The organism is Bradyrhizobium sp. USDA 3262, assembly GCF_054060035.1.
In genome coordinates this window covers 4,348,607-4,368,858 of sequence record NZ_JBSSCT010000001.1, presented here as the reverse complement: position 1 = coordinate 4,368,858, position 20,252 = coordinate 4,348,607, and the positions used below count along the sequence as shown (strand labels likewise).

Here is a 20,252-nt window from a genome sequence, read left to right as displayed (position 1 = left end):
TGGACAGCTTCGTTTGGGCGGCCGATTGACGGCATTGCGGAGCGGCGGTCACAGCGCAACACCCGTTGGACGCAGCATTGCCCATCGTTTGAGGTTCATGGCGAGGCAGAGAAGATGCAGATGGGTCTGATTGCGTGCCAAGCCCAGATAGCGAGCGCGCGCCCAGCCATAGACGCCCTTGAGGCGCGCGAAGACCTGCTCGACCGGGGCGCGGCGCCGTCCCACGGCGTCGTTGAAGCGCTTCTGACGCGCGGTCAGGGGATGATGCTTGTTGGGCCGGAACATCAGCCGCGGCTTGATGCCCCGGGCCGCGAGGAGGGCGCGGCGCTCGTGCTTGTCATAGGCCTGGTCGGCGTAGACCGCCTTCTCGTCGCCGCAGATCAACTCGTCGGCCGGCACCGTGTCGTTGACCGCGGCGTCGGTCAGCTTGCTGCGACGGATGATCGCCGAGCCCTGGTCGACGCCGACATGCGCCTTGTAGCCGAAGTACCGCTTGCCACCCTTCTTGGTCCATCGCGCATCCGCATCCCGCTCGCTGTTGACCAGCTTGCTCGGCGCACGCCCGTCCGGGCCGAGCGGCAGCGGGTCTTTCGGCGGCTTCGGCGGCTTCACCGCCGCCGGGATCAGGCTCGCATCGATCAATGTGCCCCGGCGCAGCACCAGCCCGCGCGCGTCGATCTGGCGCAGGATCTCGCCGAACAGCCTCTCCTCCAGATCGGCCTGCTGCAAAGCTTCGCGGAAGCGCCAGATCGTCGTGTGGTCGGGCGTCTCGTCACCGAGCACAAAGCCGCAGAATTCGCGGAACGAGGCCCGATCATCGAGCGCCTCCTCCAGCTCCGGATCAGACAACCCATACCATTGCTGCAACAGCAACGCCTTGAACATCACCAGCCGTGGATAGGGCGGCGCTCCACGCTCCGGTTCAGCAAGGCTGCGCAGCACGCACTCCACAGCCGCCCAATCGACCAGCTCGCAAATCCGCCTCAGCACCGAACTCCCTTTCCCCCGCCGCGACACCAGCGCATCTGCGAAGCTCGCTTGACCAACCTGCCGATACGCCATCCCCGCCTCCCCCTTCAGATCGGTCTTAGAGAATCGCAGATTCCCCTTTGCGCAAAGCCCTCGCTTGCGGGGGAGGGCTGGGGTGGGGGCTCTCTCCGCGAGTCATATCGTGGAGAGAGCCCCACCCGCCGCGCTACGGACGACGCTTCGCGTCGCTCTTCGCGCGTCGGCCTAAGAGCGAGCTTCGCTCGTCTCGACCCCGCAAGCGCAGGGCTATCGCATTTGGAAAGAAATCTGTCGGGCAGCGTCCTCGCGGCCGTCCTTCGAGACGCCCACCTTCGGCGGGCTCCTCAGGATGAGGTCTTATTTTTGCGGCACAATAGTAGACCCTCATGGTGAGGAGCGCCGCTTGCGGCGCGTCTCGAACCACGAGGCCAAGCATTTGCGCGGTCGCCAAGGAGCATCTGCGATAACCCTGCCCGCAAGCGTGAGAGGCAAAGCGAATCTGCGGACACACCGATGGAACCAAGCTTCAGCACACCGCTAAAGCCCGCTCAGCCCACTATCCACCGCGAGCGTCTGCGCGGTGACATAGACGCTTTCATCCGACATGAAGAACAGCGCGGCATAGGCGATCTCCCACGCTGTCGCCTGACGGCCGAACGGGATATGCCCCTTGCCGCGCGACGGACGGCCCGCGCCGGCCTCGCCGCCGAATAGCCGCGTCAGCCCACCACGCGGATCGGGTCCGAGCCGTCCCAAGTCGCGGCCACGGTCCTGATCTTCTCGAAGAACCGCCCCTTCGATCCCGAGATGTCTGAGATCTCGATCACGGTGCCGGCATGGCCGGCGGTGTCGAAATAGGCGAAGCGTCCCTTGGGGCCGCCGATCTGGCCTTCATGACCGACCGTGAAGCCTGCCGCGATGGCGCGGTCGTAGAGCGACTGGTAGTCCGTGCTCCAGTACGACATGTGCTGCAGGCCCTCGCCGTGGCGCGCCAGAAAATCCAGATACATCGACGGCGCGTCGTTGCGCTGTTGGATCAGCTCGATCTGCAGATCGCCGGAATTGGCCAGCGCGATCGACATCTCGACCGCGGAGTCCACGCCGCGATAGCGGAACCAATCGACCTTGACCGAGGGGATCAGGAAGAATGGCCCGACCCGCAATGTCTCGGTCCAGAACTTCAACGCCGCATCGATGTCGCGAACGACGTAGCCGTTCTGACAGACCTTGCCGAACAATGCACTCATGCGCCCTCCCCGCCGCTCACAAACCGCTGAGCCCGCTGTCCACCGCGAGCGTCTGCGCGGTGACATAGACGCTTTCATCCGACATGAAGAACAGCACGGCATAGGCGATCTCCCACGCCGTCGCCTGACGACCGAACGGGATATGCCCCTTGCCGCGCGACGGCCGGCCCGCGCCGGCCTCGCGGCCGTTCGGGGTGTCGACCAGCCCGGGATAGACCAGATTGGCGCGGATGCCGCGCCGCGCGCCGGTGTGTGCGATGTTGCGCATCAGGCCGCCGAGCGCGGCCTTGGAGGAATCATAGACCGCCATCTGCGATCCCGCCTTCAGCGCCGCGATCGAGGAGATGAACACGATCGAGCCGCCGCCTTCGAATTTCGGCAAGGCGGCGCGGCAGCACAGCATCGGGCCGCGGACATTGACGTCGTAGATCCTGTTCCACTCCTCCGCGCTGACATTGTCGAGCCCGGTCTTGCCGAAGGTGCCGATGTTCAGCACCATGCCGTCGAGCCCGCCCATCGTGCGATGCGCTTCATCAACCATCCTGATGACGTCGGCTTCCCTGGTGACATCGGCGGCGATCGCGAAAGCGCGGCCGCCGTCAGCTGCAATACGAGCAAGCGTGTCCTCGGCCGAGGCGCGGTTGAGGTCGGCGACCGCGACATGCGCGCCCTCGCGCGCGAACAGCAGGCTCATGGCGCGGCCGTTGCCGATCGGATCGGTGGCGGCATCGAACACCCGCTGGCCGCCGCCGACCACGAGGATGCGGCGGCCGTTGAGGCGTCCCCTGCCCGGCGCGGTACCCGAGGATTCCGCGCTCAACGGACGGACATAGCGCTCCGGCTTCGTGTCTTGCCTGGCCTCTTGCGAAGTCTCCGACATCCCGTCAGCTCCGATTCCTGCCGCCCTCGTAGACCGCCATGCCGGCGGCCGGATCGAGATCGGTCTCGGTTGCCTCCGTCAGGCGCGCCATCATCATGTAGAAGCCGAGCGCGACGATCGCCTCGACGATCTCCTGATCGCTGAAATGCTCGCGCATGCCGGCGAAGGCGGCGTCGCCGACGCGCACCTTCTCGACCACCTCGCGGCCAAAGCCGAGCAGCGCGCGCTCGGTTGCGTTCAGCGCCGCATCGTCGTAGTTGCCGCGCTCGACGGCATCGATCTGCGCCTGGGTGACGCCGACGCCGAGCGCAATCGGCACGTGCTGGCGCCATTCATAGGCGCCGCCCTCGAGCTGCGCGGCCTGCAGGATCAGGAGCTCGCGGTTGACCGCCGACAGCTTCTGCTTGTGCAGGATCGAATTGCCGAGCCGCATCAGCGGAATGGCATTGGCCTCGGCATGGGCCATCATGCGGAAGATGTTGAGCTTGACCGGCATGCGGTCGAACGCGGCGCGGATCTCTCCGCTCGTCGTGTCCGGATCAATCAGGGGCAGCCTTGCCACGCGTCTCTCCCTTTTGCGTCTGTTCGTTGTTCTTGCCGTCGTTCTTGCCGTCGGTGCGACCAGCTAATGCACCGGGCCGGCCGAGATCAAGCCGGCCGCGCGACATTGCCCGAATTGCGGGGTTCAGCCATGCGGTTCCGCGCTTGAATCCGCATCCACGGGCAGGCATAAGGAGCGCCAACTCCCCTAAAAAATGCCCTTAGCCCAAGGATTTGAGAAGGATTTACGATGCCCGCCTATCGCTCCCGCACCACCACCCACGGCCGCAACATGGCGGGTGCACGCGGCCTCTGGCGCGCCACCGGCATGAAGAACGAGGATTTCGGCAAGCCGATCATCGCGGTGGTCAATTCCTTCACCCAGTTCGTGCCCGGCCACGTCCATCTGCAGAATCTCGGCCAGCTCGTGGCTCGCGAGATCGAGAAGGCGGGCGGCGTCGCCAAGGAGTTCAACACCATTGCGGTCGATGACGGCATCGCGATGGGTCATGACGGCATGCTGTACAGCCTGCCCTCGCGCGAGCTGATCGCCGACAGCGTCGAATACATGGTCAACGCGCATTGCGCGGACGCGATGGTCTGCATCTCCAACTGCGACAAGATCACGCCCGGCATGCTGATGGCGACGCTGCGGCTCAACATCCCAACCGTGTTCGTCTCGGGCGGACCGATGGAGTCGGGCAAGATCCTGCTCAAGGGCAAGAAGCGCGCGGTCGACCTGATCGACGCGATGGTCGCGGCCGCCGATTCCAACGTGTCGGACGAAGAGGTCGAGGTGATCGAGCGCTCGGCCTGCCCGACCTGCGGCTCCTGCTCCGGCATGTTCACCGCGAACTCGATGAACTGCCTGACCGAGGCGCTCGGCCTCGCGCTGCCCGGCAACGGCTCGGTGCTGGCGACCCACGCCGACCGCAAGAGCCTGTTCGTCGAGGCCGGCCATCTGATCGTCGACCTCGCCCGCCGCTACTACGAGCAGGACGACGCCAAGGTGCTGCCGCGCAACATCGCGAACTTCAAGTCGTTCGAGAACGCGATGACGCTCGACATCGCGATGGGCGGCTCGACCAACACCGTGCTGCATCTGCTCGCCGCCGCGCGTGAAGGCGAAGTGCCGTTCACGATGACCGACATCGACCGCCTGTCGCGCAAGGTGCCGGTGCTCTGCAAGGTCGCGCCCTCGGTGCAGGACGTTCACATGGAGGACGTGCATCACGCCGGCGGCATCATGGCAATTCTCGGCGAGCTCGACCGCGCCAAGCTGCTCACGACCGACGGGCCGACCGTGCATGCCGCGACGCTGGACGATGCGCTGAACCGCTGGGACGTGGTGCGGACATCAAGCGACAAGGTACGCAACTTCTACCGCGCCGCGCCGGGCGGCGTGCCGACCCAGGAGGCGTTCAGCCAGGACCGCCGCTTCGACGAGGTCGATCTCGATCGCGAAAAGGGCGTCATCCGCAACGCCGAGCACGCCTATTCCAAGGACGGCGGTCTCGCCGTGCTGTTCGGCAACCTCGCCGAGGACGGCTGCATCGTGAAGACCGCCGGCGTCGACCAGAGCATTTTGAAGTTCTCCGGGCCCGCCCGGATCTTCGAGAGCCAGGACGCATCGGTCGACGCCATCCTCACCAACAAGGTGAAGGCCGGCGACGTCGTGCTGATCCGCTATGAAGGTCCGCGCGGCGGCCCGGGCATGCAGGAGATGCTGTACCCGACCAGCTATTTGAAGTCGAAAGGTCTCGGAAAGGCCTGCGCGCTGATCACCGACGGCCGCTTCTCCGGCGGATCGTCGGGCCTGTCGATCGGCCACGTCTCGCCGGAAGCCGCCGAAGGCGGCCTGATCGGCCTCGTCGAGGAAGGCGACGTCATCGAGTTCGATATTCCGAACCGCAAGGTCAACCTCAAGGTCGACGATGTCGAGCTGAAGCGCCGTCGCGCAGCGATGGAAGCCAAGGGCAACGCGGCATGGAAGCCGGCAGCGCCACGCAAGCGCGCAGTCTCGACCGCGCTGAAGGCCTATGCGGCGTTCGCCAGCAGCGCGGCCAAGGGCGCGGTTCGCATCCTGCCGGAGTGATCGGGGCGAGCTGAACTCGGCCGTCCACTTCGCAAGAGCGAGTTAGCTTCTCTTGTGTCATTGCGAGCGCAGCGAAGCAATCCATCTGTCCGCACATGCGGAACCATGGATTGCTTCGTCGCTTCAGCGCAAAATTGCTCTGCAATTTTGTCGCGAGCTCCTCGCAATGACGGCACCATTGGGTCGCGCCCCAAACTCCCACAGGGGGAGGTCGGATGGCGCCATCGCGGTCCATCTGGTTCAGGCGTGCAAGTCGGCCGCCTCGATCCGGATGCGGTCGGCATGCAGTGACCAATCGCACAGCGATTGTTCCTGGCAAAACTTGACCTTGGCCATCTCGGTGGCCTGGCCCTCGCTCGAGGCGTCGACCTCAAGCGCGCCCTGGCAAACCTCGCGCTCGCGGCCATTGCCGCCGAGCACGTCCTTCATGAAATGAACGACGAAGCGTGACATGGAACCCTCCCTGCTGCACCGGCAGAGCCCGGGGGTACCACGCTAGCACTAACACGAAAGGGTAGTGAGTTAATTCGGCTGATACGTGTGCGACTGTTCGCAGCGGGGAAAACTAGGCGCCGGCCTGCGGCAGGCTGGCGGCAGCGATCGCGACGATCTGCGCAAGACGGCGGCCGATCCTGGCGGGCGCGTTGCGGAGCAATGACTGGACCTGTCGCATGAACTTCTTCCTTCCGTGCCCGGAATGGTCGGGCACGCAGGGAAAATGGCGATTTTCGGCTAAGCCGTCGATATCTCAGGGAAAATAACAACGGACACGCTGCGAGGCGGTCGTTTGGCAATGGGTTTATTGCCTCGATCGAGGCTACGACGAAGGAGATTTTCTCCGGTGTTTTGGCGCGCGCAACAACACTCGCACGGCTGGCCATTTGCTCGGGCGACGCACCGGCGGAAGGGTTCCCCCTGCCCTTGCGGTAATATCTCCCCGCAAGGCCTGGCGCTCGCACGATTTCTGAATATTGGAAATGTACCCCTGAGTTGCCCGACGCGTCAAGTTGCCCTGCTCGAACGCCGGCAGCCGCCAGAGCTCCTTTGCATGGGGTTGTTTTCGATATTTTTGGCCGCACGCAGCCGCGGCCCCCGCAGGGGCAGGGCTGACCCTACCCCGGCATGAACCCGAACGCCTTCTCGAACCGTCTTGCGTAGACCGGCCACACCTCGGGATTGATGATGCGCGGCGGGCGCTTGCCGTCGAGCGCGTCGAGGATCTGCTCGGCGGCGATCCGGCCCATGTTGATGCGCGCCTCGCGGGTGACGCCGGCGGTGTGCGGGCTTGCCAGCACATTGTCGAACTGCAAGAGCGGGTGATCCGGCGGCGGCGGCTCCTTGTCCCAGACGTCGAGCCCGGCCCCGGCGATACGTTTGTCACGCAGCGCTTCCTCCAGCGCCTTCTCGTCGTGGATGAAGCCGCGCGCGGTAGTGACGAAATAGGCGTGCGGCTGCATCAGCGCGAACTGGCGCGCGCCGATCATCCCGCGGCTGTTCTTGTCCAGCGGACAGGAGATCGAAACAAAGTCCGCGCGGCGCAAGAGATCGTCGAGCTCGACCTTCTCCCCGCCCCGCTTCGCCATCTCATCCGCCGTGAGATAGGGATCGTAGGCGATCACCTTCATGTGCAAGAGGCCCTTGCACAGTTCGGCGATGCGGCGGCCGACATTGCCGAGACCGACGATGCCGACGGTCTTCTCCTTCAGCTCATTGCCGATCAGATCGTTGCGGTTGACATTGGCCTCACGCCGCAGCCTGCGGTCGGACTGGATGATCCGCTTCGACAGCGTCAGCATCATGCCGAGCGCGTGTTCGGCGACCGAATTGGCGTTGCCGCCGGACTGGTTGACGACAAGCACGCCCGCCGCGGTGCAGGCATCGACATCGACGGGATCGAAGCCGGCACCATTCGACGACACGATCAGAAGATTAGGCGCACGCTTCAACAGCTCGGCATGGGCATGGAAATGCGGCGCCAGCTCATCGCGCGCCGCGCCGATCTGATAGGCATGCGCGTCGGCGAGAACCGGCGCGAATGTCGCCTCCGGCGTCTCGTTCTCCAAACGATCGAGCCGGACGTCCGGCCGCTTCTTCAGGATATCGACGTAGATCTCGTGGGCGAGGTATTTGACGTAGAACACGCGCTTGTTGTTGACGGTCATGTCTTCGAGCAGCTTTCAGTTTGGGAAGCCATAGAGTCGTGCGGGATTGTCGACGAGGATGCGGTGCCGTGTCGCCGAATCCGGCGTCCATTCGTGAAACAGGTCGAGCAGATGGCCGGCATCGGGCATTTCACCATCGACCCGCGGATGCGGCCAGTCGCCGCCCCACACCAGCCGTTCAGGATTGGCTGCGACCAGCGCCTCGTGGAACGGCCGCGCATCGGGATAATCAGGAGCCCGCTGACTCAGGCGATGCGCACCTGACAGTTTGGCCCAGCACCAGCCTTCGTCCACCGCACGCAGCAAGCTCTGAAAGCCCGCGGTGTTGATGCCGGCGGCAGCATCGGTGCGGCCCATGTGATCGACCACGACCGGCAACCCGAGCGCCTTCAGCGTCGGGATCGTGTCGGGCAGATCCTTCACGTCGATCCAGAGCTGCAGATGCCAGCCGAGCTCGGCCATCACGCCCGCGTGCGTTTCGGCAACATTCAAGGGAATGCCGCCGCGATAGTGCAGCTGCCCGCCGCGGAAGAAATGGTTGAAGCGCAGGCCGCGGACGCCGAGCACATGCCATTGCCGCAGCGTGCCCGCCGCCACATCGGCATCGGCCACCGCGACGCCGCGCAGACGCGCGGGCTCGCGCTGCAGCGCATCCAGCATCGCCGAATTGTCGTGGCCGTGCGCGCTGCCCTGCACCAGCACGCCGCGGGCGAAACCGAGCGCATCGAGCATGCCGAGATAGGTCGCGAGCGGCGCGTCGGGCGGCGTGTAGCTGCGATCGCCGGCATAGGGAAAGCGGTCAGCCGGGCCGAACACATGCGCATGCGTATCGCAGGCCTTCGGCGGCAGCTTGTCCTTTGGCGGCGTCACCGGACGCGGCGGCAGGCAGGCGGGAATTTCCGACGCAGCCATGTTCTACTCCGCCTTCATGCCGGCGGCCTTGATGATCGGCCCCCATTTGTCGTAGTCGGCCTTGATCTTGGCGGCGAACTTGTCCGGCGTGGAGCCGATCGGGATCGCACCGAGCTTGCCGAGCCGCTCCTTCACGGCATCGGTGTTCACCGCCGCGACGAAATCATGCGAGATCTTCGCGACGAGGTCGGCCGGCATACCGCCGGGTCCAAGCAAGCCCCACCACACCTCGGTGTCATAGCCCGGCACGGTTTCCGACATGCTGGGCACGTCAGGCAGGAACGGCGCACGCGAGCCCGTCGTCACCGCCAGCGCGCGAACCGTGCCGGCCTGCAATTGCCCGACCGATTCCGGCCCGTTGTTGAACGACATCGGAATTTGGCCGCCGAGCAGATCGTTGATCGCGGGCGCACCGCCCTTGTAGGGGATCGCGTCGAGATCAATCTTGGCGAGGCTCTTGAGCAGCTCACCGGCCAGATGGGTCGAGGTGCCGTTGCCGGCATGGGCGAAGGACAGGCTGCCCGGCTTCGCCTTCGCCGCGGCGATGACGTCGCCGACCGATTTGAACAGCGAATCCGCGCGCACCAGCAGCACGTTCGGCGACGACGCCAAGAGCGAGATCGGCGAAAAATCCCTGCACGTGTCGTAGGGCAGCTTTGGATAAAGGAACGGATTGGTGGCGTGGCCGCTCGCCACCATGATCAGATTGTAACCGTCGGGCGCGGAGGTCGCGATCGCCTGCGAGGCGATCACACCGCCGGCGCCCGGCCGGTTCTCGACCACGATCGATTGCGTCCAGGTCTTGGACACCGCTTCGGCGAGCGTCCGCGTCAGCACATCGACGCCGCCGCCGGGCGGATATGGAACGAGAATGTGAACGGCCTTGGCCGGGAACGGCTGCGCGGACGCAAGGCCGGCCACAAAAATGGCCGCTGCCGCAATGGCGGTCCGCCAGACCCATCCGGCCATCGACGCCTCCCGTCCCTTGATCGCTGCCGTCCCTTTTTCGTTACGCCTGTATCGCACGTCGGTTCGGCGCTGCGATGGCCGAATTCCGCAGATCGCGTTGCGGCCGCGACATGTTGACAATCGCAGGCACCGCGTCAAGTTTCGTGCGGCAAGCGGCCATCAGCGTCGCGCGAGCAGGGAGAACAGGATGGCGGCCGCGGAACAAGCCTCGTCCAAAGATAAAGCCAAGGACAAGTCCCAGGATGCGGCGACGACCTGGCACGGCATCGTGCTGCAGACGCTGAAGCGGAACGAGATCAAGCTGGTGCCCTATGTGCCCGACCGGGTGCTGACCACGCTGATCAAGGACCTGCACGCCGATCCCTATTTCACGACGTTTCCGACCGCGCGCGAGGAAGAAGCGGTCGGCATCGTCTCCGGCGCCTGGATGGCGGGAACGCGCGGCGCGGTGCTGATGCAAACTTCGGGCTTTGCCACGCTCGCCAACGTGCTGGCCTCGCTCGCGGTGCCCTACCAGATCCCGCTGATCATGTTCGTCTCCGAGCGCGGCACGCTAGGCGAGTTCAATTACGGCCAGGCGCTGGTCTGCCGCACCATGCGCCCGGTGCTGGATTCGCTGGCGATGGAGCATCACACCATCACGCGGCTCGACGAGCTCGAATTCATCGCCGACCGCTCGATCAAGCAGGCCGTCACCACCCAGGCGCCGGTGGCGCTGATCCTCTCGCCGCTCTTGACCGGCGGCAAGACCTTCGACAAGTGAGATCAGCCATGACCAGCACCCACGCGCGCAACACCAAGGTGATGAACCGCTTCGATCTCACCCAGCGCCTCGTCGCCGGGCTCAAGGACGAAGCCGTGATCGGCGGCATCGGCAACACCAATTTCGACCTCTGGGCCGCCGGCCATCGCCCGCAGAATTTTTACATGCTGGGCAGCATGGGCCTTGCGTTTCCGATCGCGCTCGGCGTCGCGCTGGCGCAGCCGAACCGGCGCGTGTTCGCACTCGAAGGCGACGGCTCGCTGCTGATGCAGCTCGGCTGCCTCTCGACCATCGCGACGCTGGCGCCGAAGAATCTCACCATGGTGGTGATGGACAACGGCATCTACCAGATCACGGGCGCCCAGCCGACGCCGGCCGCTGGCCATACCGATATCGTCCAGGTCGCAATCGCCAGCGGGATCGCGAACAGCTCCTGGGCCGCCGACGAGGACGATTTCGAGCGGCTGATCGAGCAGTCGAAACAGGCCTCCGCCCCGACCCTGATCGGCGTCCGCATCGACGACAAGCCCGGCACCGGCACCACCCGCCGCGACCCCGTGCAAATCCGCGAGCGGTTCATGAGCGGGATGGGGGTAAGGCAGTTGCTGTAGGCAATCGGCCCACAATCTCCACGTCATTGCGAGCGAAGCGAAGCAATCCATCCAACCGCCCACGTTGATGCATGGATTGCTTCGTCGCTTCGCTCCTCGCAATGACGGCGGATAGTCCCACCGCTCAATTCATCCGCAACTCCGTGATGTGCCGCGGATCCGGCGCGAGCTCGCCGCGCTCGACGCGCTTGACGATGTCGGTCAGCGCGGCATTCGCCGCGCAGGTGATGCCGCGCTTCTCGCCTTCGCGGACCACGAGGCCGTTGAGGAATTCGATCTCGGTGCGGCGGCCCTTCTGCATGTCCTGGCCCATCGAGGGACGCTGCGCAGACGAGGTGCGCTTGGCATCCTTAAAGCGCTGCTCGTCGCACACGCGCGTTGCGGCCTCGTCGCCCTCGCCGGCCCGCGCGATGGTCTCGGGCGGCAGATGCAGGATCTCCTCCAGCTGATAGCCCTGCGCCTGGCCGACGCGGATCGCCTCGCTGCCGAGCCGCGTCGAGAAGCGGCGCAGCGGCTCGCTTTGCAGCACCTCGCCGCCCGCCAGACCGGTGCAGGCCGAGAGCCCGTTGCCCATCACGTTGGCAACCAGCTTGGACCAGCGCTCGCCCCAGAGATTGGAGGTCACCTTGGCGCTGTCGGAATAGCCGACCAGGCGGCACACCTCTTCGGCCCGCGCGGTGATCCGGCCATGCACCTCGCCGGCGCGAAACACGGTGTGCGCGGCGCCACCCTTGCCGGCGCCGCGGTGGATATGACCCGGCTCCGGCAGATTGACGGTGATGCTGCTCGCGATGCAGCCGAGCGTCTTGCCCCAGCCGACGACGCCGGCGATGGTCTCCTCGTTCATGCAGTTTTGCAGCGAGACGACGTAGCCATCCGCCGCCAGATATTGCCGGATCAGCATGGTGACCCAGGCGGTGTCGTAGGACTTCATGCAGACGAAGGCGATGTCGACGGGTTTCTCTTTCGCCAATTGCTGCGCCTCGGTGACATCAAGCGCCCGCACCGGCACCGAGAATTCCGCAACGTCCATCGCGTGCGTGACGCGCAGTCCGTGCTTGCGCATGTGCTCGACATGCGCGGGCCAGGGATCGATGAAGGTGACATCCTCCCCTGCCTGCACCATGTGCGCACCGGCGTAGCCGCCGACCGCACCCGCGCCGACGATCGCGATCTTCCGAGTCATGCTTCCATCCCCTGCTTCTTGACCAAGGCAGACGCTTGCTGCGTCCGTCCGTTGCAACCCAGTCTAGGGGATCGGGCCGCCAGGCCAACCGGCCGCTTCATGAAAAAACGGGCCTGTGCCATGCCGGTATTCATGGGGCCCAAGAAAATGGGCCCAAGAAAAATCCCCGCGGGCGATGCGCCCGCGAGGATCTTCGTAATCAGAAGTCTCGATGCGATCAGTCGATGATTTTGACGATCCGGCGGGTGCGCGGCTCCACGATCACGCGGCGATCGTTGACGACCGCGTAGCGATACTCGGTGTAGCGCGGCACCGGGCGCAGCACGACGGTGTCGGGCAGCGGCTCGCCGACCACGACGCGTTCACGCACCACCACCGACGGCTCGTTGCGCGGGATCGACGTGATCACCGCATTCGGAATCTCGAGGCCGGCGCCGACCGCGGCACCCACCGTGCCGCCGACGATCTCGCCGACCGGCCCCGCGATTTCGCCGCCGGTTCGCGCGCCGTTCGCGGCGCCCGCCGCAGTCGTGGACTGCGCGAAGGCCGAACCGGACGCGAGCAGCGACGCAGCAGCGACAAGGGAAACAGCAAAAAGCTTGTTCATGATTGTCCTCCTCCGAATTGATCGATGCCCCCTCAACATCGCAAGCAACGAGAACGTTCCAGTTCCAATGCTGCAACCCGCGCAACTCCAGTTCCGCGCGCAATTCGCTTGATTCCAGCACGAATGAAAATGCTGCTCCGGACAATGTCCGAAGCGGCATTCATCCTGCGTTCAGATTCAGGGATAGTTCAGAACAGGAGCGCGCTGCGCGCCGTTCATTCCGGCGGTTTTTGATCGGCTCGCCGTCTTGGAGCTCGCCGTCTTGGCGGCCGTGCAGCTGATGGCTTGATGCGGATTCGCATCGTCCCGCCCTTCGACTCGATCTCGAAAGCGTTGGTCCTGCGAACCAGTTCGCCGAGGGTGCGGAAGCCGTAGGTCCGCTGATCGAAATCCGACGCGAAATTGGCGAGCTGCCGTCCGACCTCGCCAAGCGTCACCCAGCCGTCCTCGCTTGCCATCTGGCCGATCATCTTCTTGAGGATGGGCGTGGCGGCCTCCGGCGGCTGTAACGGCTGGGCCCGCACGGCGGCATCCTGATTGCTCGGCGCGCCGCCGCGCAGATTCTCGGTATAGACGAACCGGCGGCAGGCCTGCCGAAAACTCTCCGGCGTCTTCTGCTCGCCGAACCCGAACACGTCGATTCCGTGTTCACGGATGCGGGCGGCAAGCCTGGTGAAATCGCTGTCCGACGACACCAGGCAGAAGCCGTCGAAACGGCCGCTGTGCAGCAGGTCCATGGCGTCGATCACCAAGGTGATATCGGATGCATTCTTCCCGGTCGTATAGGCAAATTGCTGCTGGGGAATAATGGCGTGCTTCGACAGAATGTCGGCCCAGCCCTTGGACCTGGGATTGGAGAAGTCGCCGTAGATGCGGCGCACGCTGGCCTCGCCGATCTTGGCGATCTCCTCGAACAGCCCATCGGCGATCTTTGCAGATGCATTGTCGGCGTCGATCAGGACGGCCAGACGAGGCGAACGGAGTTCGGAAGGCATGGCATTTCTCGGCTGGGACACGATGGATCAAGGCTCCACGAGACGGCTCCGGAACCGGCGCACCGTCGTATCGGAGCACATCGCGCGTCCCAAGCATAGGCTCAGTGCATCGCCGGACTTCTGCGGCGTTGGCCAGCCTTGAGGCGGCGAGATCAGATCACCTCGCCCAGGTCGATCGCCCGCCTCGCGAACTCGATCGCCTTCTCGGCGGTGATCGCGTCCGCTGTGGTCGTCGCCTCGTCGCGCACGGACGGCGGCGAAGCGATCCGTATCTTCTTGCCGTTCGAACGGCGGATGGTCGCGCGCCAGCGATCGACATCGCGCCGGTAGGCATCGATCACAAAATCCCGATAGGTGACGCCGCTCATGAGCGGCTGAATCGATGCCGCTTCGACAGTGGGCGGCCGGCTTGCGATGTCGCGCACCATCTCGACAATCGTCTCGACGGCATGCTCACGCGTGACGCCGGTCGCGTCCCTGAGCAGATAGCTCACCGCCGCGCCGATCTGCGCCCTCGCGCGATCGTCGCTCGCAAAATCCAAATCGGCCTGAACTGACATATGGGGAAAACGCCTCCGCCCGACGCAACATCGGATACCTCCAGGCATCCGGTACTTTGCAACCACGTGACGTTTAGTCGGCTTCCCATTAAAGCCGGATTATCCGTTAGCCCCCGATTTCCCGGATGCCGTTAACCGGCTCTTGATGCCGCTTCGCAGGATGCCCGAAGCGGCAAGCATGGTCGACCGGATCACGGGAGGACCGCGCCACGCGTCGATTTGTTTGTAGCCCCATCCGGCGCCGCAGCCCGGGCCGCCGTCAATTCACGCGTGATCTTCAATTGACATATCACTGCTATTCGTGTGACATTTTATGAAAAGGCCGAAAAGAGCCGTCAGCATCCACTTGGGGAGGCAGCAATGACCATTTCCGACGTCACCGCAGCAGCCGGAAGCCGGGCTCCGGCCGTTGCGCGAACCGCGCAGGCGCAGCAGGTCGCCGACATCGCGGCACGGCTCGAACGCCTGCCGCTGACCTCCTATCAGCGCTGGATCTTTGGAATCATCGCGACCGCGTGGTTCTTCGACAGCATGGACCTTGCCGCGCTCACCTTCGTGCTCGGCTCGATCCGCCAGACCTTCGGCCTGTCGACGGCTGAAGCCGGGCTGCTGTCCAGCATGAGCTTCCTCGGCATGTTCGTGGGCGCCGCGTCCGCCGGCCTGCTCGCCGACCGTTTCGGCCGCGCCCGCGTCTTCCAGGTCAGCATGATCTTCTGGGGATTGGGCAGCCTGTGCTGCGGTCTGTCCACCACTGCGACCGCGCTCGGCGCATCCCGCCTGCTGCTCGGCTTTGGAATGGGCATGGAGTTTCCGGTCGCGCAGTCGATGGTCTCGGAGATCATGCCGGCACGCAACCGCGGCCGCTACATCGCGTTCCTCGAAGGATTCTGGCCGCTCGGCTTCATCGCGTCGGGCCTACTGACCTACTTCGTGCTGCAGGTCGCCGACTGGCGCTGGGTCTTCATCCTGCAGGCGATCCCAGCCGTCTTCGTGCTGGTGGTGCGCCGCTTCGTTCCGGAATCGCCGCGCTGGCTCGCCTCGCACGGCTATTCGGAGCGGGCCGAGGCCACGGTGCGCGACATCGAATCCAGGGTCCGCGATCGTCTCGGCGGCAAGGACCTGCCGCCGGTGGTGCGCCAGGCCGCCACTCCCGCGTCCGAAGTGACCGGCCTGAGAACGCTGTTTTCGGGGATCTACGCCAAGCGGACCACGATGTTGTGGACCCTGTGGTTCTTCGCGCTGCTCGGCTTCTACGGCCTGACCACGTGGCTCGGCGCGCTGCTGCAGGCCAAGGGCTTCCCGATCACCAAATCGGTGTTCTACACCATCCTGATCTCGCTCGCGGGTATCCCCGGCTTCCTGGTCTCGGCGTGGCTCGTCGAATCCTGGGGCCGAAAGGCCACGCTGGTGATGAACCTGCTCTGCGGCGCGATCGCCTGCCATTTCTACGGCTCGGCGGCGGACCAGACCCAGCTCATCATCGCCGGCCTCTGCATGCAGTTCTTCCTGTTCGGCATGTGGTCGGCGCTCTACGCCTATACGCCCGAACTGTACCCGACCCATGTTCGCGCCACCGGAACGGGCTTTGCCTCCGCGGTCGGCCGAATCGGTTCGCTGATCGGCCCCTATGTGATCGGCGTGATCCTGCCGGCCGCCGGACAAGGCGGCGTGTTTGCGCTCGGCGCCGGCGCGTTCGTGGTGGCGGCGCTCGCGGTGCTGTTGCTCGGCGAGGAAACCCGCGGCCGGACGCTGGAAAGCATTTCGCACTGATGGGCGCGCTGCGCGCCGTCCGATTTGGCTTAGGCCGATCGACCGGCCTTGTCATTGCCATCGGGCGTGTGAGATATCTGCTGTACAGCAGCACTCACGATCCTGATGGCACATTCGAACAAACGATCCAGCACGGTGCGCGCGCGCGCAGCAGGGAGCCGCCGGCCGGCACGGCAATCGTCCGCCGCCGGCGACAAGCCGCGCGGTTCCGCGCCGGCCCCTCTCCCGCAAAGCGACGTCACGCTCACCGATCGCGCCTATGCCGAGCTGGAAGAGCTGATCGTAACGCTGCAACTGCCGCCGGGCACCGCGCTCTCCGAGCTCGTACTCGCCAAGCGGCTCGACATCGGCCGAACCCCGATCCGCGAAGCCTTGCAGCGCCTGTCGCGCGACGGCCTCGTCAATATCCTGGCCCGCCGCGGCGTGCTGGTGTCCGAGATCGACCTCAGGGCCCAGCTGCGCCTGCTCGAAGTCCGGCGCGAGCTGGAACGGCTGATGGCGCGCGGCGCCGCCGAGCGCGCCACCACCGAACAGCGCGCGCAGTTCACCCAGATCGCCGCCGGCATGCGGCGCGCAGCGGAGAAATCCGACGACCTGCTGTTCATGCGGCTGGATCACCAGTTCAACACACTGATCTCCACGGCGTCGCGCAACGAGTTCGCCTCCCGCGCGATGGGCCTGATGCATGGCCTGTCGCGCCGGTTCTGGTACCAGCATTACAAGGAAGCGGCCGATCTGCCGCTTGCGGCGCGGCTGCATGCCGACGTCGCCGAAGCCATCGCCGAGCGCCGTGTCGACGCCGCGGGCGCGGCCTCCGACAGCCTGATCGACTACATCGAGAGTTTTGCGCGTTCGACGCTGTAACAGCTCTTAGAGCTCGACGACCGTTCGGATCGACCGCCCGCGCCGCAATGCCTCGAAGCCGTCATTGATGCCGTCGAGGCTGCAGCGGCCGGTGATCAGTTCGTCGAGCTTGAGCCGGCCGTCGAGATAGGCCTGCGCCAGCAAGGGGAAGTCGCGCCGTGGCCGCGCGCCGCCGTAGCTCGAGCGGCGAAATCGTTTCTCGCCCATCAACGCGCCCCAGCGGAAACTCACGTCTTGCGTGACGTCGATCTTGCCGAGCCAGATCACCTCGCCGCCCGGCCGCACCGCCTCCGCGGTCTGCCGAAACGCCTGCGGATGGCCCGCGGCTTCGAGGATGATGTCAGCGCCCCGCCCGCGCGTCGCCTCCTTTGCGAACTGCACCGGGTCCTCGCGCGCCGCGTTGACGACGTGCGTGGCGCCGAGCTGCCGCGCCAGCGCCAGCTTTGCATCATCGAGGTCGACCGCGATAACAGCACCGGCGCCGGCAAGCCGGGCGCCCTGCACCGCCGCCAGCCCGACCGCGCCGCAGCCGGTGACCATCACGGTATCGCCGTGCCCGATGGCGGCGACGTTCAGCGCGGCGCCGACCCCGGTCATGACGCCGCAGCCGATCAGGCACGCGCGGTCGAACGGAATGTCGTTCGGCACGACGATCGCCTGCTGCGCCGGCAGCACGACATATTCCGAGAACGCGCCGAGGAACATCAGGTGCGCCAGGTTGCGGCCGTCCGCGAGCTGAGCCTTCGACGCGCCGTCGAAATGCACACCTTCCGCGCCCCGCGCGAGATAGGTCTCGCACAGGATCGGCTGCGCACGGTCACAGTGCAAGCAGTGCCCGCAATGCGGATTCCAGGACAGGATGACGCGATCGCCGACGCTGATGTCGCGCACCGCGCTGCCGATTTCCTCGACCACGCCGGCGGCCTCGTGCCCGAGGATCATCGGCAAGGGATAGCGCAACGATCCGTCGATGACTTCGAGGTCGGTGTGGCAGAGCCCCGCGGCGCGCACCCTCACCACGACATCGGTCGGCATCGGCTGCGCAAGCGACACGCGCTCGACGGAGAGCGGCGTTCCGCTTTGATGCAGCACCGCCGCGCGGCAGGTCAGGGTCATTTCGAAAAATTCTCTGCCGGGGACATCAGCACGGGCTCAGGCCGTCTGTCCGGACCGCAGCGCTGCGACCGCCTCGTCGAGATCGACCGAGGAGAGCTCCCATTCATTGTCGAAATTGGCGACGACGCGCCGCATGAACGGCTCGTGCAGCGCTTTCGCGGCAGCGGCATCGTGCAGATGATCATAGAGCAGCGCGAAGGCCAGTTGTGCCGGCTCGGGCCCCTCGTAGCTCCATTCAAAACCGTGCTCGGTGAGACGAAGCTGGTCGTAATGCGGTGACAGCGGCTTGCCGTCGACCAGCACCGAAATGCCGTCGATGGTGCGGTCCCCGGTATAGCTCGCCATCGGATCCTCCCTGTGCTGCAGCATCATATCAGGAGCTCGGTCAGGATCCTGGCGGACGCATCTTGAGGTCCTTCTTGACGACCTCGGGGAAGATCCACATCGCGACCGTGGCGAACACGCCGAGGAAGGCGACCGCATAGCTCGGTCCCTGCTGGCCCAGATAGACCATGAAAAAGTAACCGCAGGCCGCCGTGGCGAGGCACGCCAGCGACAGCATGAGCTTGATGTGGCTTGGCATCGAGACCTCCCTTCAGATCAACCACGTGGGAAAGGACGGCGCCGCCACGCGGAGCAGCAGCGCGAGCGCAGCGATCATGGCACAGCAGGACAGCCGCAATCCCGCGCGTCCGTCGCGCCACCATTCCGGCAGCGCCTGAAACAGCCCGGGCAAAAACAGGAACAGCACGCCGCCGACGACAACGACGGTAGTCCAGCGCAATTCGGCCGCCGCGAATGCCAGCGTGCCGGCGAGCAACATCACCCACACGATGGTCGTCATCGTCACCGGCAGAACGGCGCGCCCGCGCAGCGGATACATGCCGGCCAGCTGCAGGAAGCCGATGCAGCACACGCTCCACAGCAGGCCAAACCAGGCGAGACCTGCGAGATTGGGTTCAAGCTGCGGCATGCGGCACCGATTGCTCTTTCGCCACGACCCGCGGCGTCCGCGCCGTCCGGCGCATGTCGGTCTTCACGTAGCGCGTGCTGTAGCCGTTGAAGATGTGGCCAAGCAGGCCGCGATTGAGATCGGAGGTGCCGAACACATAGTCCATCACCGGGAAGGTCAGGTTCATGTTCCGCTCCATCATGATCGACTGGTTGTGATGGGCGGTATGATGCCGGCGGATGGTGTTGACGAAGGGCATATTGCGCACGAAGGCATTTTCCTCGACGTGGCAGCAGAAGTGCATGAATTCATAGATCAGGTACATCGAGGTCGTCGTGGTGATCAGCAGCCAACCGGTGTTGGCCGAGATCACAAGGCCCGCGACGATCGCCGGCAGGATCGACATCAGGGTAAACACCACCAGCGCATAGGGCGGAAAGAAAGTGACGCGCCAGTCGTGATGATCGGCAAAGCGCATCTCCTCCTCGGTGAAGAATTGATGGTGCATCAGCGTGTGGCGGCTGTAGACCGCGCGCAGCAAGGGCACATTCGAGGGCCGATGCATGACGAAGCGGTGCACCGCCCATTCGAAGAAGTTTGCGATCAGGAAGACCACGGGAATGGTGAGGTATTCCCACCATTTCACGTCGTGCACATTGGCCAGATAGACGTACAGCGCCGTGAATCCGATCGTGTAGATCAGCACGACATGCAGCCAGCCATTGTACCAGCCCACCACGCGCTCGCGGTAGGTCGCGCGATATTTGCGCTGGCGGTCGGTCATCCCTGTTGCAGCCAACTCCATCGTGGGTCCTCCATCGCGCGTTAACTGACATATCAGTAGCACATCAGATGCGGAAGGCAAGCCGCCTTCGACTGTCGCGGGTGGTTCCGGAAAAAGAAGATGGTGCACGGAACCCGCGCAGGAGAGGATCAGGAAAGCCTGGCTCGGTTTCGCGCGATCGGGCTGATCGCGCCCTTCCCGCCCATCTCGGCGGCACGTTGCAGATGGGGG

At 65.1% G+C, this 20,252-nt stretch carries 22 protein-coding genes and 1 pseudogene; 5 read left to right on the top strand and 18 right to left on the bottom strand.

Annotation, left to right across the window (positions count from 1 at the left end; all coding sequences use genetic code 11):
* Positions 1–48: 48 nt before the first annotated feature.
* From ACVWYP_RS19940 to ACVWYP_RS19920, 5 genes and pseudogenes are all read right to left on the bottom strand, one after another.
* Positions 49–1,062, bottom strand: coding sequence for an IS5 family transposase (locus ACVWYP_RS19940; RefSeq protein WP_259244704.1), 1,014 nt, complete (start codon positions 1,060–1,062; stop codon positions 49–51).
* A 483-nt stretch (positions 1,063–1,545) separates the two neighbouring features.
* Positions 1,546–1,716: pseudogene (locus ACVWYP_RS19935) on the bottom strand (SDR family oxidoreductase); the annotation flags it as partial.
* 11 nt (positions 1,717–1,727) lie between these two features.
* The gene (locus tag ACVWYP_RS19930; RefSeq protein WP_028345213.1) at positions 1,728–2,255 is read right to left on the bottom strand and encodes a VOC family protein; all 528 of its coding nucleotides are present in this window, start codon (positions 2,253–2,255) and stop codon (positions 1,728–1,730) included.
* Positions 2,256–2,271: 16 nt separating this feature from the next.
* Positions 2,272–3,135, bottom strand: a complete 864-nt coding sequence (locus ACVWYP_RS19925; protein ID WP_304499503.1) for an SDR family NAD(P)-dependent oxidoreductase — start codon at positions 3,133–3,135, stop codon at positions 2,272–2,274.
* A gap of 4 nt (positions 3,136–3,139) precedes the next feature.
* Positions 3,140–3,697 (bottom strand): carboxymuconolactone decarboxylase family protein, encoded by a 558-nt coding sequence (locus tag ACVWYP_RS19920; RefSeq protein WP_304499502.1) that lies wholly within the window; start codon positions 3,695–3,697, stop codon positions 3,140–3,142.
* Between the two features lie 228 nt (positions 3,698–3,925).
* Here ACVWYP_RS19920 and ilvD point away from each other — a divergent pair, with 228 nt between their 5' ends.
* The gene (ilvD, locus tag ACVWYP_RS19915) at positions 3,926–5,770 is read left to right on the top strand and encodes a dihydroxy-acid dehydratase (protein WP_304499501.1); all 1,845 of its coding nucleotides are present in this window, start codon (positions 3,926–3,928) and stop codon (positions 5,768–5,770) included.
* 240 nt (positions 5,771–6,010) lie between these two features.
* On the opposite strand, the gene ACVWYP_RS19910 is transcribed toward ilvD, so the two are convergent.
* From ACVWYP_RS19910 to ACVWYP_RS19895, 4 genes are all read right to left on the bottom strand, one after another.
* On the bottom strand, positions 6,011–6,223 hold the full coding sequence (locus ACVWYP_RS19910; protein ID WP_304499500.1) for a hypothetical protein: 213 nt from the start codon (positions 6,221–6,223) through the stop codon (positions 6,011–6,013).
* A gap of 659 nt (positions 6,224–6,882) precedes the next feature.
* Positions 6,883–7,932 (bottom strand): hydroxyacid dehydrogenase, encoded by a 1,050-nt coding sequence (locus tag ACVWYP_RS19905; protein ID WP_157345985.1) that lies wholly within the window; start codon positions 7,930–7,932, stop codon positions 6,883–6,885.
* 15 nt (positions 7,933–7,947) lie between these two features.
* The gene (locus tag ACVWYP_RS19900) at positions 7,948–8,844 is read right to left on the bottom strand and encodes an amidohydrolase family protein (protein WP_051448219.1); all 897 of its coding nucleotides are present in this window, start codon (positions 8,842–8,844) and stop codon (positions 7,948–7,950) included.
* Positions 8,845–8,847: 3 nt separating this feature from the next.
* Positions 8,848–9,813, bottom strand: coding sequence for a Bug family tripartite tricarboxylate transporter substrate binding protein (locus ACVWYP_RS19895; protein ID WP_304499499.1), 966 nt, complete (start codon positions 9,811–9,813; stop codon positions 8,848–8,850).
* A 187-nt stretch (positions 9,814–10,000) separates the two neighbouring features.
* On the opposite strand from ACVWYP_RS19895, the gene ACVWYP_RS19890 reads away from it, so the two are divergent.
* Together ACVWYP_RS19890 and ACVWYP_RS19885 are read left to right on the top strand one after the other, a co-directional pair.
* Entirely contained in the window at positions 10,001–10,576 is a 576-nt protein-coding gene (locus ACVWYP_RS19890) for a thiamine pyrophosphate-binding protein (RefSeq protein ID WP_026192548.1), read from the top strand.
* An 8-nt stretch (positions 10,577–10,584) separates the two neighbouring features.
* Complete coding sequence (locus tag ACVWYP_RS19885; RefSeq protein ID WP_304499498.1) at positions 10,585–11,187, top strand: thiamine pyrophosphate-dependent enzyme; 603 nt, start codon at positions 10,585–10,587, stop codon at positions 11,185–11,187.
* A 124-nt stretch (positions 11,188–11,311) separates the two neighbouring features.
* Here the strand turns inward: ACVWYP_RS19885 and ACVWYP_RS19880 are convergent, their stop codons facing one another.
* From ACVWYP_RS19880 to ACVWYP_RS19865, 4 genes are all read right to left on the bottom strand, one after another.
* Positions 11,312–12,373, bottom strand: coding sequence for a ketopantoate reductase family protein (locus ACVWYP_RS19880; RefSeq protein WP_304499497.1), 1,062 nt, complete (start codon positions 12,371–12,373; stop codon positions 11,312–11,314).
* 217 nt (positions 12,374–12,590) lie between these two features.
* Positions 12,591–12,980 (bottom strand): DUF1236 domain-containing protein, encoded by a 390-nt coding sequence (locus ACVWYP_RS19875; protein ID WP_028345223.1) that lies wholly within the window; start codon positions 12,978–12,980, stop codon positions 12,591–12,593.
* Between the two features lie 215 nt (positions 12,981–13,195).
* Positions 13,196–13,975, bottom strand: coding sequence for an NYN domain-containing protein (locus tag ACVWYP_RS19870; protein WP_304499496.1), 780 nt, complete (start codon positions 13,973–13,975; stop codon positions 13,196–13,198).
* Positions 13,976–14,127: 152 nt separating this feature from the next.
* Complete coding sequence (locus ACVWYP_RS19865) at positions 14,128–14,535, bottom strand: hypothetical protein (RefSeq protein ID WP_016842371.1); 408 nt, start codon at positions 14,533–14,535, stop codon at positions 14,128–14,130.
* Positions 14,536–14,895: 360 nt separating this feature from the next.
* Here ACVWYP_RS19865 and ACVWYP_RS19860 point away from each other — a divergent pair, with 360 nt between their 5' ends.
* Both ACVWYP_RS19860 and ACVWYP_RS19855 read left to right on the top strand, forming a co-directional pair.
* Entirely contained in the window at positions 14,896–16,305 is a 1,410-nt protein-coding gene (locus ACVWYP_RS19860) for an MFS transporter (RefSeq protein WP_304499495.1), read from the top strand.
* A 105-nt stretch (positions 16,306–16,410) separates the two neighbouring features.
* Positions 16,411–17,169, top strand: a complete 759-nt coding sequence (locus ACVWYP_RS19855) for a GntR family transcriptional regulator (RefSeq protein WP_304499494.1) — start codon at positions 16,411–16,413, stop codon at positions 17,167–17,169.
* A gap of 6 nt (positions 17,170–17,175) precedes the next feature.
* Here the strand turns inward: ACVWYP_RS19855 and ACVWYP_RS19850 are convergent, their stop codons facing one another.
* Genes ACVWYP_RS19850 through ACVWYP_RS19830 form a run of 5 tightly spaced genes read right to left on the bottom strand, consistent with a single transcriptional unit; the run spans position 17,176 to position 20,042 of the window.
* Positions 17,176–18,285: a Zn-dependent alcohol dehydrogenase gene (locus tag ACVWYP_RS19850; RefSeq protein WP_453946072.1), complete on the bottom strand. Its 1,110-nt coding sequence runs from the start codon at positions 18,283–18,285 to the stop codon at positions 17,176–17,178.
* 36 nt (positions 18,286–18,321) lie between these two features.
* A complete protein-coding gene (locus tag ACVWYP_RS19845; RefSeq protein WP_304499493.1) occupies positions 18,322–18,630 on the bottom strand; it encodes a DUF6166 domain-containing protein in 309 nt (102 codons plus the stop codon).
* Between the two features lie 40 nt (positions 18,631–18,670).
* Positions 18,671–18,868 (bottom strand): hypothetical protein, encoded by a 198-nt coding sequence (locus tag ACVWYP_RS19840; protein ID WP_024579640.1) that lies wholly within the window; start codon positions 18,866–18,868, stop codon positions 18,671–18,673.
* Between the two features lie 12 nt (positions 18,869–18,880).
* Positions 18,881–19,258 carry a hypothetical protein gene (locus ACVWYP_RS19835; RefSeq protein WP_304499492.1) on the bottom strand — a complete coding sequence of 126 codons (378 nt, stop codon included), beginning with the start codon at positions 19,256–19,258 and terminating at the stop codon, positions 18,881–18,883.
* The gene (locus ACVWYP_RS19830) at positions 19,245–20,042 is read right to left on the bottom strand and encodes a sterol desaturase family protein (RefSeq protein ID WP_283071841.1); all 798 of its coding nucleotides are present in this window, start codon (positions 20,040–20,042) and stop codon (positions 19,245–19,247) included. The genes ACVWYP_RS19835 and ACVWYP_RS19830 overlap by 14 nt, the downstream gene beginning before the upstream one ends.
* Positions 20,043–20,252: the final 210 nt, after the last annotated feature.

Bases quoted from the DNA above. Each gene is read 5' to 3' on its own strand.
- ACVWYP_RS19940 (WP_259244704.1), bottom strand. From the start codon at position 1,062: ATGGCGTATCGGCAGGTTGGTCAAGCGAGCTTCGCAGATGCGCTGGTG.
- ACVWYP_RS19930 (WP_028345213.1), bottom strand. From the start codon at position 2,255: ATGAGTGCATTGTTCGGCAAGGTCTGTCAGAACGGCTACGTCGTTCGC.
- ACVWYP_RS19925 (WP_304499503.1), bottom strand. From the start codon at position 3,135: ATGTCGGAGACTTCGCAAGAGGCCAGGCAAGACACGAAGCCGGAGCGC.
- ilvD (WP_304499501.1), top strand. From the start codon at position 3,926: ATGCCCGCCTATCGCTCCCGCACCACCACCCACGGCCGCAACATGGCG.
- ACVWYP_RS19910 (WP_304499500.1), bottom strand. From the start codon at position 6,223: ATGTCACGCTTCGTCGTTCATTTCATGAAGGACGTGCTCGGCGGCAAT.
- ACVWYP_RS19905 (WP_157345985.1), bottom strand. From the start codon at position 7,932: ATGACCGTCAACAACAAGCGCGTGTTCTACGTCAAATACCTCGCCCAC.
- ACVWYP_RS19900 (WP_051448219.1), bottom strand. From the start codon at position 8,844: ATGGCTGCGTCGGAAATTCCCGCCTGCCTGCCGCCGCGTCCGGTGACG.
- ACVWYP_RS19895 (WP_304499499.1), bottom strand. From the start codon at position 9,813: ATGGCCGGATGGGTCTGGCGGACCGCCATTGCGGCAGCGGCCATTTTT.
- ACVWYP_RS19890 (WP_026192548.1), top strand. From the start codon at position 10,001: ATGGCGGCCGCGGAACAAGCCTCGTCCAAAGATAAAGCCAAGGACAAG.
- ACVWYP_RS19885 (WP_304499498.1), top strand. From the start codon at position 10,585: ATGACCAGCACCCACGCGCGCAACACCAAGGTGATGAACCGCTTCGAT.
- ACVWYP_RS19880 (WP_304499497.1), bottom strand. From the start codon at position 12,373: ATGACTCGGAAGATCGCGATCGTCGGCGCGGGTGCGGTCGGCGGCTAC.
- ACVWYP_RS19875 (WP_028345223.1), bottom strand. From the start codon at position 12,980: ATGAACAAGCTTTTTGCTGTTTCCCTTGTCGCTGCTGCGTCGCTGCTC.
- ACVWYP_RS19870 (WP_304499496.1), bottom strand. From the start codon at position 13,975: ATGCCTTCCGAACTCCGTTCGCCTCGTCTGGCCGTCCTGATCGACGCC.
- ACVWYP_RS19865 (WP_016842371.1), bottom strand. From the start codon at position 14,535: ATGTCAGTTCAGGCCGATTTGGATTTTGCGAGCGACGATCGCGCGAGG.
- ACVWYP_RS19860 (WP_304499495.1), top strand. From the start codon at position 14,896: ATGACCATTTCCGACGTCACCGCAGCAGCCGGAAGCCGGGCTCCGGCC.
- ACVWYP_RS19855 (WP_304499494.1), top strand. From the start codon at position 16,411: ATGGCACATTCGAACAAACGATCCAGCACGGTGCGCGCGCGCGCAGCA.
- ACVWYP_RS19850 (WP_453946072.1), bottom strand. From the start codon at position 18,285: ATGACCCTGACCTGCCGCGCGGCGGTGCTGCATCAAAGCGGAACGCCG.
- ACVWYP_RS19845 (WP_304499493.1), bottom strand. From the start codon at position 18,630: ATGGCGAGCTATACCGGGGACCGCACCATCGACGGCATTTCGGTGCTG.
- ACVWYP_RS19840 (WP_024579640.1), bottom strand. From the start codon at position 18,868: ATGCCAAGCCACATCAAGCTCATGCTGTCGCTGGCGTGCCTCGCCACG.
- ACVWYP_RS19835 (WP_304499492.1), bottom strand. From the start codon at position 19,258: ATGCCGCAGCTTGAACCCAATCTCGCAGGTCTCGCCTGGTTTGGCCTG.
- ACVWYP_RS19830 (WP_283071841.1), bottom strand. From the start codon at position 20,042: ATGGAGTTGGCTGCAACAGGGATGACCGACCGCCAGCGCAAATATCGC.